Annotated in this window: 14 protein-coding genes; 7 read left to right on the top strand and 7 right to left on the bottom strand. The window is 61.7% G+C overall.

Translation table 11 applies throughout. The features are described 5' to 3' along the window. Positions 1 to 132: 132 nt before the first annotated feature. A complete protein-coding gene (locus C8K58_RS06725; protein ID WP_027608335.1) occupies positions 133 to 591 on the top strand; it encodes an Rsd/AlgQ family anti-sigma factor in 459 nt (152 codons plus the stop codon). Positions 592 to 643: 52 nt separating this feature from the next. On the opposite strand, the gene C8K58_RS06720 is transcribed toward C8K58_RS06725, so the two are convergent. Next, positions 644 to 1,321, bottom strand: coding sequence for an FKBP-type peptidyl-prolyl cis-trans isomerase (locus C8K58_RS06720; RefSeq protein ID WP_027608336.1), 678 nt, complete (start codon positions 1,319 to 1,321; stop codon positions 644 to 646). Between the two features lie 192 nt (positions 1,322 to 1,513). Between C8K58_RS06720 and C8K58_RS06715 the strand changes: the two genes are divergently transcribed. After that, positions 1,514 to 2,593: an AlgP family protein gene (locus C8K58_RS06715; RefSeq protein WP_108573441.1), complete on the top strand. Its 1,080-nt coding sequence runs from the start codon at positions 1,514 to 1,516 to the stop codon at positions 2,591 to 2,593. Here the strand turns inward: C8K58_RS06715 and C8K58_RS06710 are convergent. Then, entirely contained in the window at positions 2,590 to 3,054 is a 465-nt protein-coding gene (locus C8K58_RS06710; protein WP_027608337.1) for a TIGR02444 family protein, read from the bottom strand. The genes C8K58_RS06715 and C8K58_RS06710 overlap by 4 nt on opposite strands. 50 nt (positions 3,055 to 3,104) lie before the next feature. Here C8K58_RS06710 and C8K58_RS06705 point away from each other — a divergent pair, with 50 nt between their 5' ends. The 3 genes from C8K58_RS06705 (at position 3,105) to C8K58_RS06695 (ending at position 6,311) form a co-directional block, all read left to right on the top strand. Then, entirely contained in the window at positions 3,105 to 5,015 is a 1,911-nt protein-coding gene (locus C8K58_RS06705; RefSeq protein ID WP_027608338.1) for an ATP-binding cassette domain-containing protein, read from the top strand. Then, positions 5,015 to 5,587: a mechanosensitive ion channel family protein gene (locus C8K58_RS06700; protein ID WP_027608339.1), complete on the top strand. Its 573-nt coding sequence runs from the start codon at positions 5,015 to 5,017 to the stop codon at positions 5,585 to 5,587. The genes C8K58_RS06705 and C8K58_RS06700 overlap by 1 nt, the downstream gene beginning before the upstream one ends. A 91-nt stretch (positions 5,588 to 5,678) precedes the next feature. Continuing rightward, positions 5,679 to 6,311, top strand: a complete 633-nt coding sequence (locus C8K58_RS06695) for a LysE family transporter (protein ID WP_027608340.1) — start codon at positions 5,679 to 5,681, stop codon at positions 6,309 to 6,311. Positions 6,312 to 6,447: 136 nt separating this feature from the next. On the opposite strand, the gene C8K58_RS06690 is transcribed toward C8K58_RS06695, so the two are convergent. From C8K58_RS06690 to C8K58_RS06675, 4 genes are read right to left on the bottom strand one after another with little or no spacing between them, the layout of a single operon-like run. Next, positions 6,448 to 7,188 carry a hypothetical protein gene (locus C8K58_RS06690; protein WP_027608341.1) on the bottom strand — a complete coding sequence of 247 codons (741 nt, stop codon included), beginning with the start codon at positions 7,186 to 7,188 and terminating at the stop codon, positions 6,448 to 6,450. Positions 7,189 to 7,191: 3 nt separating this feature from the next. After that, positions 7,192 to 7,779, bottom strand: a complete 588-nt coding sequence (gene lpoB / locus C8K58_RS06685; protein ID WP_027608342.1) for a penicillin-binding protein activator LpoB — start codon at positions 7,777 to 7,779, stop codon at positions 7,192 to 7,194. Positions 7,780 to 7,814: 35 nt separating this feature from the next. After that, on the bottom strand, positions 7,815 to 8,186 hold the full coding sequence (locus C8K58_RS06680) for a YcfL family protein (RefSeq protein WP_027608343.1): 372 nt from the start codon (positions 8,184 to 8,186) through the stop codon (positions 7,815 to 7,817). 10 nt (positions 8,187 to 8,196) lie between these two features. Further along, entirely contained in the window at positions 8,197 to 9,591 is a 1,395-nt protein-coding gene (locus tag C8K58_RS06675; protein WP_027608344.1) for a COG3014 family protein, read from the bottom strand. A gap of 268 nt (positions 9,592 to 9,859) precedes the next feature. Here C8K58_RS06675 and C8K58_RS06670 point away from each other — a divergent pair, with 268 nt between their 5' ends. Together C8K58_RS06670 and C8K58_RS06665 are read left to right on the top strand one after the other, a co-directional pair. After that, the gene (locus C8K58_RS06670; RefSeq protein WP_027608345.1) at positions 9,860 to 11,755 is read left to right on the top strand and encodes a cytochrome c/FTR1 family iron permease; all 1,896 of its coding nucleotides are present in this window, start codon (positions 9,860 to 9,862) and stop codon (positions 11,753 to 11,755) included. Position 11,756: 1 nt separating this feature from the next. Next, positions 11,757 to 12,212 (top strand): YaiI/YqxD family protein, encoded by a 456-nt coding sequence (locus C8K58_RS06665; protein ID WP_027608346.1) that lies wholly within the window; start codon positions 11,757 to 11,759, stop codon positions 12,210 to 12,212. Positions 12,213 to 12,241: 29 nt separating this feature from the next. Here the strand turns inward: C8K58_RS06665 and elbB are convergent, their stop codons facing one another. Beyond that, positions 12,242 to 12,907, bottom strand: a complete 666-nt coding sequence (gene elbB / locus C8K58_RS06660) for an isoprenoid biosynthesis glyoxalase ElbB (RefSeq protein ID WP_027608347.1) — start codon at positions 12,905 to 12,907, stop codon at positions 12,242 to 12,244. Positions 12,908 to 13,007 lie beyond the last annotated feature (100 nt).

Below are 13,007 nucleotides of genomic sequence, written 5' to 3'. Positions count from 1 at the left end.
TGGGGGCATAATCTGGCCCGCACGCGTTATTGAAACCGTTTGTCAGACGCGGCCTTGTCCCGCTGCTGTTTTATCCTTGAAGTGTTGCGCGGGCATCAGGCGGCAGCGCCCCTATAGGGAAGAGAGATCATCATGCTGGAAAGTTGTCAGAATGCTCAGGAACGCTGGGGTGGGGTGCACAAGCTGATCGACAGCTGGTTGAAGGCACGTCACGAACTGGTTCGGGCCTTTGATGCTCTCGGCGCCAAGCCCGAGGCCCTGGCTGAGAATCGCAAGCCGTTGCAGGAGTTCTGTGAAGTGTTGGTGGACTATGTGTCTGCTGGCCATTTCGGTGTCTACGAGCAGCTGACCAAAGAGGCGGAAGCCTTCGATGATAAGCGTGGCCTGGAACTGGCCGAGACCCTTTACCCGCGTATCGATGTCATCACTGAGAAACTGCTGGCGTTCACCGACCTGTGTGATGCCGGCCAGTGCGTTGCTGAGAAATTCAAGGAGTTGGGTGGCCTGCTCCATGAGCGTTTCGAACTGGAAGATTGCCTGATCGAAGTGCTCCACAACGCCCATAAGGAAGAAGCTGTCCCCCAGGCCTGACCCTTGCGGGCGAGATAAGAACGGTGCGCATGGCGCACCGTTTTTTATTGGCTCAATGACGGGTGCCGAGTAATTCGATCTCGAATACCAGTGGCGTATACGGCGGGATCAGCTCGCCGGCACCGTCACCTCCATAAGCTTGGGCCGACGGGATCACCAGGCGCCATTTGGCCCCGACCGGCATCTGCTGCAACGCGCTGCTCCAACCGCTGATCACACTGTCCAGGCGAAACCACTGGGGTTGTGTGCTCTGATCGAAGACCGTGCCATCGGGCAATCGTCCAACGTAGTTCACCTGGACCTGATCATTCGCGCCAGGCTTGTTACCCGTGCCGGGTGTCAGTTCCGTGAGCAGGATGCCATCGGCCAACTCGCGCACCCCTTTCACGGCTTTTTCCTTGGTTAAAAACTGCTGCTCGGCGGCGAGCGCCTTTTCACTTTTAGGCGCTTGGGCGTCGGCTTCGGCCTGCGCTTCGTGCTCGGCAAGAATCTGTTCGATGCGCGTGTTATCCAACGCCAGCGGCTTGCCTTGATAGGCTTGCTTGAGGCCGTCGATCAAGGCCTGGATCTGCAGGTCCGGGACTTCCTGGCGCAGGCGCTCACCGAGGCTGGCGCCCAGGCTGTAGGCGAGGTCGTGCTGGTCTTGGGGCGTGGTTTTTGACGGTGATTGCTCGCTCGCATTGGCCGCGGAAATCGCCAGGCCCAGCACAAGGAAAAGGTAACGCGACATGGGCATTCTCCTGCCGAAAGTGCGACGGATTATGCCAGTGCAAGTGCGTAAAAAGTGCCGCGTGTTTTCGTTATATCGATAAGAATTTTCGCACGTTGCAACGCAACGCAAACGATACTGTCAACATGCCCTAGCGGCGGTAAGAGCAGAGGGCTAGTATGAGCCGCACCCACGTCAGCCAGGAGGTAAACCATGTCGGCCAAACAGAAGCCTGTAAATACCCCGTTGCATTTACTCCAACAATTGTCGGGCAGCTTGCTCGAGCATCTGGAAAGCGCATGTTCCCAAGCGTTGGCCGATGCAGAAAAACTGCTCGCCAAGCTGGAAAAACAACGCGGTAAAGCGCAAGAAAAGCTGCACAAATCCCGCACCAAACTGCAAGACGCCGCCACTGCCGGCAAGGCCAAGGCACAAGCCAAAGCCAAAGACGCGGTAAAAGAACTCGAAGACCTGCTGGATGCTCTCAAGGATCGTCAAGCTGAAACCCGCACCTACATTTCCCAACTGAAAAAAGACGCCCAAGAAAGCCTGAAATTGGCCCAGGGTGTTGGTCGTGTTAAGGAAGCTGTAGCGAAAGTGCTGGGTGCTCGTGCACCTGCTAAAGCACCGGCCAAGCCAGCAGCCAAAACCGCTGCTGTAAAACCAGCCGCCAAGCCAGTTGCTAAAACCGCTGCTGCAAAACCAGCCGCCAAGCCAGTTGCTAAAACCGCTGCTGCAAAACCAGCCGCCAAGCCAGCTGCTAAAACTGCTGCTGCAAAACCAGCCGCGAAGCCAGTTGCTAAAACCGCTGCTGCAAAACCAGCCGCCAAGCCAGCTGCTAAAACTGCTGCTGCAAAACCAGCCGCGAAGCCAGTTGCTAAAACCGCTGCTGCAAAACCAGCCGCCAAGCCAGCTGCCAAAACTGCTGCTGCAAAACCAGCCGCGAAGCCAGTTGCTAAAACCGCTGCTGCAAAACCAGCTGCCAAGCCAACTGCTAAAACTGCTGCTGCAAAACCAGCCGCGAAGCCAGTTGCTAAAACCGCTGCTGCAAAGCCGGCCGCGAAGCCAGTTGCTAAAACCGCTGCTGCAAAACCGGCCGCGAAGCCAGCTGCTAAAACCACTGCCGCCAAACCAGCCGCCAAGCCCGCCGCAAAGCCTGCTGCTGCGAAACCAGCACCGGCCAAGCCAGCAGCACCTGCTGCTACCCCGGCAGCGACCACCGCTCCGACCGCATCGGCCAGCAGCACCCCTGCACCGGTAGCGCCAAGCACCACCCCAACCAGCGCTTCCTAAGTGCCGGTGATCATGACGCGCAGCTGCTGCAGCGCGTCATGGTCAAGGTTGGCGGCATCCTCAGCCGCCAGTCCTTCCAGCCACCGCGGTTGAGTCATCTCCACTTTCGGCCATGCCTGCGTCAACGCTTCCAGGCGCGTCAGCAATTGCCGTTCGGCATCCAGTTCCAGGGCTTTGACCCGTTCGCGCAGCGTCGCCAGTTGCTCATCCTGCTGCGCCTTGGCACGCCATTGCACACGCAGCTGCCGCAAGGGTTCGATCACCTGCGCCTGCCACGGTCGGGCCAGCTGTTGCAGGGTGCGCATACGCTCCGGCTCAAGTGCCACGCCCCGCTGTTCCAGCCACGCGCCGCAGAGCAACAGGCACACGTCCGCCCCTTGCTCCTGCAAGCGCAGGCAGGCGGCTTCGACGCCCGGGCGGGCGTAAGTCGAGAGAGCAAAGCTCCACAGGTCAGCGTTCATATTCACACCCAAGCCAGCGGCCAACGAAGCTGGTAGACTCCGCCGCCATTATGATCCGACTTCAAAGCCTAACATTACAGCGTGGCCCGCAACGTCTTCTCGAAGACGCCGAGCTGACCCTGCACGCCGGTCACAAAGCCGGCCTGATCGGTGCCAACGGCGCCGGCAAATCCACGTTGTTCGCCCTGTTGCTGGGTGAGCTGACCCCGGATTCCGGGGACTGCTTGCTGCCGGCCGACTGGCGTATCGCCCATATGCGCCAGGAGATCGACACCCTGGACCGCATCGCGATCGACTACGTGCTCGATGGCGACCTGCGTCTGCGCCAGGTGCAACACGACCTGGCTGAGGCCGAGAAAGCCCAGGACGGCGCCGCCCAGGCCCGTCTGCACGCGGAACTCGACAGCGCCGACGGCTACACCGCCGACGCCCGCGCCCGCAAGATGCTAGCCGGCCTTGGCTTCACCAACGAACAGATGGATCGTCCGGTCGCCGATTTCTCCGGTGGCTGGCGCATGCGCCTTAATCTGGCACAGGCGCTGATGTGCCCCTCGGACCTGCTGCTGCTCGACGAACCCACCAACCACTTGGACCTCGATGCGATCCTGTGGCTGGAGGACTTCCTCAAGAGCTATCAGGGCACTTTGCTGCTGATTTCCCACGACCGGGACTTCCTCGACGCCGTGGTCGACAACATCGCCCACGTCGAACAGAAGAAGATCACCCTCTACCGTGGCGGCTACACCGCGTTCGAACGGGCGCGTGCCGAGCGCCTGGCCCAACAGCAGCAGGCGTTCGAGAAGCAGCAGGCGCAGCGTGCGCACATGGAAAGCTACATCGCCCGGTTCAAGGCCCAGGCCACCAAGGCCCGCCAGGCCCAGAGCCGGATCAAGGCCCTGGAGCGCATGGAAGAACTGTCGGCGGCCCACGTCGATTCGCCGTTCGACTTTGTGTTCCGCGAATCAGTGAAAATCTCCAGCCCGTTGCTGGACCTCTCGGATGCACGCCTGGGGTATGGAGAGAAAACCATCCTGGAGAAGGTCAAGCTGCAGCTCACCCCGGGTGCGCGCATCGGTTTGCTCGGCCCGAACGGCGCGGGCAAGTCGACGCTGATCAAGAACCTCTCGGGCGAGCTGCAACCCCTGGCCGGTCGTTTGACCCGTGGCGAGAACCTGGTGGTGGGCTACTTCGCCCAGCATCAGTTGGACTCCCTCGACGCCAAGGCCAGCCCGCTGCTGCACCTGCAACGCCTGGCGCCGACCGAGCGCGAGCAAACCCTGCGCGACTTCCTCGGTGGCTTTGACTTCCGTGGCGCGCGCATCGATGAGCCGGTGCTGAATTTCTCTGGCGGCGAAAAAGCCCGCCTGGCCCTGGCGTTGATCGCCTGGGACCGCCCGAACCTGCTGCTGCTCGACGAACCGACCAACCACCTCGACCTGGAGATGCGCCTGGCGCTGACCATGGCCTTGCAGGAGTTCAGCGGTGCAGTATTGGTGGTGTCTCACGATCGCCACTTGCTCAAGAGCACCACCGACAACTTCCTGCTGGTAGCGGATGGCAAGGTCGAAGAGTTCGACGGTGACCTGGACGACTACGCACGCTGGCTCACGGACTACCGCCTGCGCAATGCGCCGGTCAGCAACACCCCGGTCAACCCGGACAAGACCGACAAGAAAGCCCAGCGCCAGGCCGCTGCCGCCCTGCGCCAGCAGTTGGCGCCACACAAGCGCGAAGCCGACAAGCTTGAGGCCGAGTTGGGCAAGGTCCACGAGCGCCTGGCCAAGATCGAAACCAGCCTGGGCGACAGCGGCGTGTACGAGGCTGCGCGCAAGGATGAGCTGCGCGACCTGCTGGCCGAACAGGCCAGGCTCAAGGTGCGCGAAGGGCAATTGGAGGAAACCTGGATGGAGGCCCTCGAACTGCTGGAAACCCTGCAAGCGGAGCTGGAGGCGCTGTCCTGATGGAAGCGTTGCAATTGCCGCTGCCGGCGCAATGGATCGAGCCTGTGTGGATCGGCGTGCAAATCCTGCTGATCCTGTTGGCCGGTTACGTTGCCCAGCGATTCGTCGCCAAAGGCCTGACCCGCCTGGGTGAGCGCTACCCGTTCCCGCCGCAACTGCTGATGCCGCTGCGCGGTGGTCTGCGCTGGTTGATCATGGGCAGTGCGCTGATCTTTGTGCTGGAGCGCCTGGGCGTGTCCGCTACGGTGCTGTGGACGGCGCTGTCGGGGTTTGTCGCAGTGGCGGCAGTGGCGTTCTTCGCCATGTGGTCGGTGTTGTCCAACCTGCTATGCGCGATCCTGATCTTTACCGTCGGACCGTTTCGCCTCGGTGACATCGTCGAGTTGGTGGATACCGTCGACAAGCCCGGCGTGAAGGGCAGGGTAGTGGCAATCAACTTGCTCTACACCACACTGATCGAAGTGGAAGCCGCAGGCACCGACAGCGCCATCGTACAGGTGCCTAACAGCCTGTTCTTCCAACGCTCGGTGCGGCGTTGGCCCGGCACCCATGTGTTCCCGGGCGACCGCTAGCGTTTACCGCGTGTAAAAATCTATAGCCAGCCTCTGCTCGGCGGAGTTAGCTTAAGGCCCGACAATCGCTGACTCTTCCCCGAGGTGTGCTATGGCACTCGACACGTGGCTGGCCTTTTTCCTGGCCAGTTGGATCATCTCCCTTTCCCCTGGCGCCGGCGCCATCGCTTCGATGTCCAGTGGCCTGCAATACGGCTTCCTGCGCGGTTACTGGAACGCCATTGGCCTGCAACTGGGCCTGGCCATGCAGATTGCCGTGGTAGCGGGCGGCTTGGGTGCCATTCTGGCGGCGTCGTCGACCGCGTTCTATGCGATCAAGTGGTTTGGCGTGGCGTACCTGGTGTACCTGGCCGTCAAGCAATGGCGTGCCTTGCCCATGGACATGGCCGATGACGCGGCGATACGCCCGCTCGGCAAGCCGATGGCGATGATGTTCCGTGGTTTCCTGGTCAACGCCAGCAACCCCAAGGCCCTGGTGTTCATGCTGGCGGTGCTGCCGCAGTTCGTGAATCCCCAGGCGCCGTTGCTGGTGCAGTACCTGATCATCGGTGCGACGATGATCAGCGTCGATATGATCGTGATGGCGGGGTATACGGGGTTGGCGTCCAAAGTGCTGCGCCTGTTGCGCACGCCCAAGCAGCAGAAGCGCGTGAACCGGACGTTTGCCGGGTTGTTCGTGGGGGCTGCGGGTTTCCTGGCCAGCTTGCATCGCGCAACGGCGTAAACCTCGGTACTTGAACGTGTGGGAGGGGGCTTGCCCCCGATGGCGGTGTCTCAGCTACAGCTAGGCTGACTGACACCCTGCTATCGGGGGCAAGCCCCCTCCCACATTGGTTTTGTGTTGCCTTGAGGATTACCGTTCAGTGCAAGATCTTCGGCGCTTCATCCCGTGGCAGGTGGTTGCGCGGCACCGGCTGGCCCGGGTCCTGATACCCACCGCCCAACTGTTCCGCCAACTGCCTGGCGACGTCCTCACCCAGCGCCTTCGACACTTCCTTCACCACCCGCGGCCGGTTCAGGCTCACGCGTATGTCGCGGCTGTTCACCAGCTTGGTGTCCTGGCCTTCGCCCATGGCGGTAAACGCCGAGGTGATTTCGTAGGTGCGCGTATTGATCAGGCTGAAATCCGCCACCAGCGTCAGGCCCAGCACCGCCGAGTAGCTGTTGGTGTGGTCCAGGGCGTTGATGTCCTGGGTGAAGTCGATGTCTGACAGCGTACCGAACAGCACATAGTCCGCGCCCTTGAAGTGACCGGCCTTGATGCGCTTGATCACGTCATAGACGTCACCCTTGGCATCGGCGGTGTAGGGCGTGCCCTGCACCAGCTGGAACTGGCGGGACTTGAGAATCTCCCCCTTGATATCACCGCTGAACTTGCGCAGTTCGGTTTGTTCGATGTAGCTGCTACGGCTCTCGTACTCGCTGTAGTTCGATGCACCGCTGGCGTTGTAGCTGCTTGCCTGGAAGTTGTTGCTGGCCGAAACCTGGTGGATGTACTCCTCGACCTGCGCCTGGTAGGCCAGGTCGGTCACCGCGATCTTGGGTGCAGCCGAGGCGCCAAAGGCGCACAACAGGCCGATCAAACCAATCCATGCACGCATTGCCTAGCGCTCCGTGGTCTTGCGGATTTCTTTTTCGTCCATCCATTCGGCCAGGCCGCTCTCGACGTCGATCAGTTGCAGGCTGAACTTGTAGAACACGTCCTTGTAGTCCGAGCTGCGCTTGACGATGGAACTGATGGAGCCTTCCAGGCGGTACTTGGCCGCGACCATGTTGCCGGTCTTGCTGACGCTGGACTTCTTGTACAAGCCGCTCTGGTTCTGCAGCTTGAGCTGGTCGACCTGGCTTTGCATGTCGGTGTTGTCACTGGCGAAGCGTGCGGTGCCGGTCTTCATCAGCTGGGTCTTGATCGACGTGGTGATCTCACGGGTGTCGATGTACTCGCTGGTCTTGTTCTTCACGTCATACACCTGCACCACCGGGCGGCCTTGCAGGATGCCGGACTGGGCGAGGGAGCGGGTCATGCTTTCGGCGATCATCTGCAGGTCGGTGGAGCCGAACTCGTTGGTCACCAGCTCCACGGCCTTGGTGTCGCCGTAGCTGATGTTTTTACCACCCAGTACCGGGGAGGTATTCGCGCAGCCGCTGGCCAGGACGGCAACCACGGCGAGAATCGAGAAGCGTGCAAGCATGGGGAAATCTCTCGGCAGCAAAATGAATGAACGGTTCAAGGGGTTTTGACTTCAAGGCGGAAGTCCGCAGCCTGGGGCACATTGGCAATGGCGGGCAGGAAGGTCGCCTGGTTGGCGTACAGGTTCAGCACTTTCCAGGTCTCTTCATCGCCCACCGGGAAACCATCGGCGCCCAGCCAGGCGAAGCGGTAATACATCATCTGGTTACTGCTGGTGATGTTGCTCAATTGCACCTTGGTGGTGAGGAAGCCGTTCTCGCGGGCCACACGAATGGCGCCGACCGCGATGCCCTTGAACTTGCCCATCACCACGATCTTGCTCGCGGCGCTGCCAGGTTCCGGTGGTGGCGGGGTGGCGCAGCCGGCAAGCAGGACCAGCGCCAGTGCGCCGAGGATAAAGTGACGCATAGGGTGCTCCTTAAGGTTGTTTGAGGGCGATGGCCTGGGTTGTCGTGCCGGGCAGCACATGGGCGGCGAGGCCACCGGCGAACACTTGGTTGCCGACCACGCGCAGGGTGATCACCTGGTAGCGCTGGTCGGCCTTGATCGTTACCAGCGTGCCACCCAGGGCGTTGGGCAGGCTGACCTGGTGTTCACCACGCTTGAGGCGCAGGCGCGTGACTTGGGTCATGTCCGGCAGGGTGCGCCAGGTGCGGGTGTCGGCGCCTTCGGTCACGGCCGAGGCGATACCCAGTACCAGGCCTGCCATGGGGTTGGTCTTGTTCAGGTTGTTCTGCGCCACACCACGGCTTACCGCACGCACGGTAGTGCGCAGGATGATGCCTGGCATGTCATCACGCAGGGCGCGGCGGGACATGGCCGTGGTGCTGTTGAGCGCCGTGAGGTTCTGTTGCTGGCCGTCGACACCGATCTGGGCAACGGTCGCCGTGGAGGTGTCGGCCTTGATCACCGGGAACGACAGCGGGGTGATCACCAGGTTGCCATTGATCGGGATCGGCAGCGGCAGGCGGATCGAGTCGCGGGCGGGTGCGAGGCCGCTCTGCACCACGATCAGCACGTCGGTTTCATCGCTGCCGACCTTGGATTTGTCCAGGTCGAGCAGCGCTTTTTCCAGCAGTGGCGTGTTAGGGCGCAGCTCGATGGCCTTGCGATAACCGGGGGCGGCCAGGTCTTTTTCGCCCAGGGCTTCGTAGACGAAGCCGGCCAGGTAATGGCTGAACGCACTCTGGTAGCTGTTCTTCAGGCCGACCACCTCCGGCGCGTCGAGGGCTTGCACCGGGTAGCCGTGCAGGTCCTTGATCTGGGTGGTCACGCCCTGTTGCTCGGCTTCGTCTTCGCGCTTGAGGTATTCCTTGTCGCGCAGGTCGGCGATCACCGCTTCGCGTTCGTGGGTCTTCTTGATTTCGGTGCGTGCGCCGTCGAAGTCGTTCAAGGCCAGCAGGTTCAGGGCCATCTGCGTGGTCAGCATGACTTTTTCGTAGTCATAGCCTTCGTAGCGACGCACCTTGTCATTGGCCAGGAAGCTGCCGAACTGGGACAGGTATTTTGCGCTGTCGAACTTGACCGACTCTTCCCACTTGTAGACTTGCAGGTCGGCGCTGCGCCAGGCGGTCTGGCTGCCGGTCAGGTCGCCCTTGGCCCGCAGCAACTCGCCCTTTTCGAAGAAATACAGCAGGTCTTTGTCTTCGCCGGTGTTGTTCTTTTCCAGCAGGGTCAGGGCGGCGTCGACATTGCCGGTGGCGAGTTGCTGGTTGGTGGCTTGCAGCTCGGCGTCGTAGCTGCGGAACATTGAACAGCCGCTGAGCAAAGTGACTGCCGCGAGCGCGAGCGGAGGTAAGGCGCGAAAAACCATGTCACTTCTTCCCTGAAAGTAGTCAACCAATATGGTTATTCCTCATAAAACCGAGGAACGAAATTCCCTTTCGCACTAACAGGGCGCGGCATTATAAGCATCGTTACTGGCAAAACAATGGCTTTTTGCCTCGATTGAGCTGACAGCGATGCCAGTAACCCATCTCCAAAATGCCCCGTCCGCCCACACGACAAATCACTAACGCCTTGAGTCAAACCCTTTAACGCTTAACAATGTGTTACTTCGTATTTCCACTTGAGATTCATTCATGATTGCGCCCTTCCGTTTTCTCGCCTGGCTGCTGTTGCCGGCATTGATGTCGTGCAGCTTCAACCTGCTGGCCGCGACTGCCGAGGGCGCTCCACAAGCCCTGCATCTGCTGGACTACATTGGCGCCGACTACCCACCGACGGTAGAGGCGGGCAAGGTGGTGGATGATTCGGAATACCGCGAGCAGGTGGAGTTTCTTGGGGTCTTGCAGGGGTTGGTGGCGGATTTGCCGCAAAAGCCCGAGCGCGCGGAACTGGTAAAGGGGGTCGAGGAACTGCTGGCGGCTGTCACCGCTCATGCAGACGGCGCGACCGTCGCTCGCCAGGCCCGCCAGTTGGGCGCCAAGCTGGCAGTCGCGTATGAAGTCAGCCAAGCCCCGGCCATCACGCCCGACCCGACGCGCGGCGCACCGCTCTACGCCCAGCACTGTTCGGTGTGCCACGGCACTGCCGGTGCCGGAGATGGTCCGGCCGGCGTGGGGATGACGCCGCCTCCGGCCAACTTGACGGATGCTGCGCGCCTGGATCGCCTGAGCCTCTACGCGATCTACAACACCCTGGGCCTGGGTGTCGAAGGCACTGACATGCCGTCCTTCGCCGACCAACTGGACGACCGCCAGCGTTGGGACCTGGCCACCTACATCGCCGGCTTCACCGCCGACCCGGCTGCGGCGAAAAGCGAGCAGCCCTTCAACCTCGCCGACCTGGCCCGCCAGACGCCTAATGAAGTGCTGGCCGCAAACGGCCCAACCGCTGCCGCGACCTTCCGCGCCCAGCGTGCGCAACCGCCGCAGGTCAAGCGTGGCCCGGCGCAGTTGCTCGATTACACCGCGAGCACCCTGGACAAGAGCCTCGCGGCGTTCCGTAGCGGTGACCACGAGCAAGCCTATGACTTGTCGGTGGCGGCGTACCTGGAAGGCTTTGAGCTGGTGGAAAGCTCACTGGATAACGTCGATGCCAACGTGCGTAAGGACACCGAGAAGGCCCTGATGGCTTACCGGCAGTCGTTACAGGACGGTCTGCCGATCGAGCAGGTGCAGCAGCGCCTGGACGTGGCCAAGGGCAAGCTCACGGAGTCCGCAGGCTTGCTGGGCAGCGATGGCTTGAGCTGGTCGTTGAGCTACATTTCCGGTCTGCTGATCCTGCTGCGTGAAGGCCTGGAAGCGATCCTGGTGCTGGCGGCGATCCTGGCATTCCTGCGCAACACCGGCCAGCAATCGGCGGTGCGCAGCGTCAACGTCGGCTGGGGCCTGGCGCTCTTGGCCGGCTTGGCCACCTGGGCGTTGGCGGCGTATGTGATTGACGTCAGCGGCGCCCAGCGCGAATTGCTCGAAGGCTGCACGGCGCTGTTCGCCAGTGTGATGGTGCTGTGGCTTGGCGTATGGATGCACGACCGCCGCCATGCCGCAGCGTGGCAGGACTACATCAAGAGCAGCCTGGTGGGCGGCGGTGGGCGTTTCGGTTTTGCGATATTGGCGTTCTTCTCGGTCTACCGCGAGCTGTTCGAAGTGATCCTGTTCTACGAAACCCTGTGGCTGCAAGCGGGCCCGGCCGGGCACAACGCGGTGCTGGCGGGTGGTGCCACGGCGTTGGTGCTGCTGGTGGGCCTGGCCTGGGTGATCCTGCGCGGTTCGGCGAAACTGCCGCTGGCGCTGTTTTTCGGCATCAATGCGGGGCTGCTGTGCGCGTTGTCGGTGGTGTTCGCCGGGCATGGCGTCAAGGCGTTGCAGGAAGCCGGCATCTTCGGCACGCGGCCGGTGGCGTTCTTTGACTTCGACTGGCTGGGCATCCACGCCGATGCGTACTCGTTGAGCGCACAGGCCGTGGCGATCCTGGCCATTGTGGTGCTCTACGGCCGCAGCCGGCTGGCAGAAAAGCAGCGAGTGGCGGCATAACATGCGCGTATGGATCGATGCAGACGCCTGCCCCCGGGCCGCCAAGGACCAGGTGGTGAAGTTCGCCCTCAAGCGCCAGTTCGAGGTCGTCCTGGTGGCCGGCCAAAGCCAGATCAAGCCGAGCTTCTCGTGCGTGAAGTTGATCGTGGTGCCCAGCGGTCCGGACGCAGCAGATGACTATCTGGTGGAGCACGCAGTGCCCGGCGAACTGGTGATCTGCAGCGATGTGCCCCTGGCCGACCGCCTGGTGAAGAAGGGCGTCACGGCCCTCGACCCTCGGGGCAAGGAGTTCAGCCCGGCGAACATGAGTGAGCGATTGGCGGTGCGCAACCTGTTTGCCGACCTGCGCGAGCAGGGCCAGATGGGCGGTGGACCGCCGCCCCATGGGGAGAAGGACAAGCAGGCGTTTGCCAACTCACTCGACAGGATACTGACGCGGTTAATGCGCCAGTCCTGATCCGTTGGAGAGGGAGCCCGGCATCCCCACTAATCGTTCTCGTGGGTCAGCTCCAGCACCCGGTCCACCAGCTTGTTGATGCCTGAGGCCACTTCACTGATGCTCTTGCCGAGCATATAGGCGGGCGTACTGACCAACTTGCGTGCGGTGTCCTCGACAATGTCTTCCACGCTGCATTCCTGGTGGGTGGCGCCCATCTTGTCCAGGGCTGCGGCAGTGTCGGTGTCATTGCCGATGGTGCAGGTCACGCCCGGGCCGTAGATCTTCGCGGCCAGGGCCGGCGAGATGCAGATCAGCCCCACCGGCTTGCCCGCTTCGGCAAAGGCTTCGGCCAGTTCCAGCACTTGCGGGTTGACGCTGCAACCCGCGCCCTCGACGGCAAAGTTCGACAGGTTCTTCGCCGCACCGAACCCACCGGGTACGATCAGCGCATCGAACTCGTCGGCGTTGGCGTCTCGAATATCCTTGACCTCGCCCCGGGCAATGCGGGCCGACTCCACCAGCACATTGCGCGACTCGGGCATCTCCTCGCCGGTCAGGTGGTTGATCACATGCAACTGGGCGATATCGGGTGCAAAACACTGGACCTGAGCACCGCGCTGATCCAGGCGCAGCAGGGTGATCACGCTTTCGTGGATCTCTGCGCCGTCGTACACGCCGCAGCCGGAAAGGATCACTGCAATCTTTTTGCTCATGGGCATTTCTCCTGGAGTCTTGGCGTTAAATGTCTACTAATTTGTCACCTGTTGCCAATGGGATCTCGCGCCGCTGCACCTAATCTTGATGTAACAAAAA

Origin of the sequence: Pseudomonas sp. GV047 (assembly GCF_003058245.1) — a bacterium.
Taxonomy (GTDB): Bacteria; Pseudomonadota; Gammaproteobacteria; order Pseudomonadales; family Pseudomonadaceae; genus Aquipseudomonas; species Aquipseudomonas marginalis.
This window is presented reverse-complemented; position numbering and strand designations above follow the sequence as displayed.

Excerpts from the sequence above, each read along its gene's own strand:
- C8K58_RS06725 (WP_027608335.1), top strand. The coding sequence starts at position 133 with ATGCTGGAAAGTTGTCAGAATGCTCAGGAACGCTGGGGTGGGGTGCAC.
- C8K58_RS06720 (WP_027608336.1), bottom strand. The coding sequence starts at position 1,321 with ATGTCGCGTTACCTTTTCCTTGTGCTGGGCCTGGCGATTTCCGCGGCC.
- C8K58_RS06715 (WP_108573441.1), top strand. The coding sequence starts at position 1,514 with ATGTCGGCCAAACAGAAGCCTGTAAATACCCCGTTGCATTTACTCCAA.
- C8K58_RS06710 (WP_027608337.1), bottom strand. The coding sequence starts at position 3,054 with ATGAACGCTGACCTGTGGAGCTTTGCTCTCTCGACTTACGCCCGCCCG.
- C8K58_RS06705 (WP_027608338.1), top strand. The coding sequence starts at position 3,105 with ATGATCCGACTTCAAAGCCTAACATTACAGCGTGGCCCGCAACGTCTT.
- C8K58_RS06700 (WP_027608339.1), top strand. The coding sequence starts at position 5,015 with ATGGAAGCGTTGCAATTGCCGCTGCCGGCGCAATGGATCGAGCCTGTG.
- C8K58_RS06695 (WP_027608340.1), top strand. The coding sequence starts at position 5,679 with ATGGCACTCGACACGTGGCTGGCCTTTTTCCTGGCCAGTTGGATCATC.
- C8K58_RS06690 (WP_027608341.1), bottom strand. The coding sequence starts at position 7,188 with ATGCGTGCATGGATTGGTTTGATCGGCCTGTTGTGCGCCTTTGGCGCC.
- lpoB (WP_027608342.1), bottom strand. The coding sequence starts at position 7,779 with ATGCTTGCACGCTTCTCGATTCTCGCCGTGGTTGCCGTCCTGGCCAGC.
- C8K58_RS06680 (WP_027608343.1), bottom strand. The coding sequence starts at position 8,186 with ATGCGTCACTTTATCCTCGGCGCACTGGCGCTGGTCCTGCTTGCCGGC.
- C8K58_RS06675 (WP_027608344.1), bottom strand. The coding sequence starts at position 9,591 with ATGGTTTTTCGCGCCTTACCTCCGCTCGCGCTCGCGGCAGTCACTTTG.
- C8K58_RS06670 (WP_027608345.1), top strand. The coding sequence starts at position 9,860 with ATGATTGCGCCCTTCCGTTTTCTCGCCTGGCTGCTGTTGCCGGCATTG.
- C8K58_RS06665 (WP_027608346.1), top strand. The coding sequence starts at position 11,757 with ATGCGCGTATGGATCGATGCAGACGCCTGCCCCCGGGCCGCCAAGGAC.
- elbB (WP_027608347.1), bottom strand. The coding sequence starts at position 12,907 with ATGAGCAAAAAGATTGCAGTGATCCTTTCCGGCTGCGGCGTGTACGAC.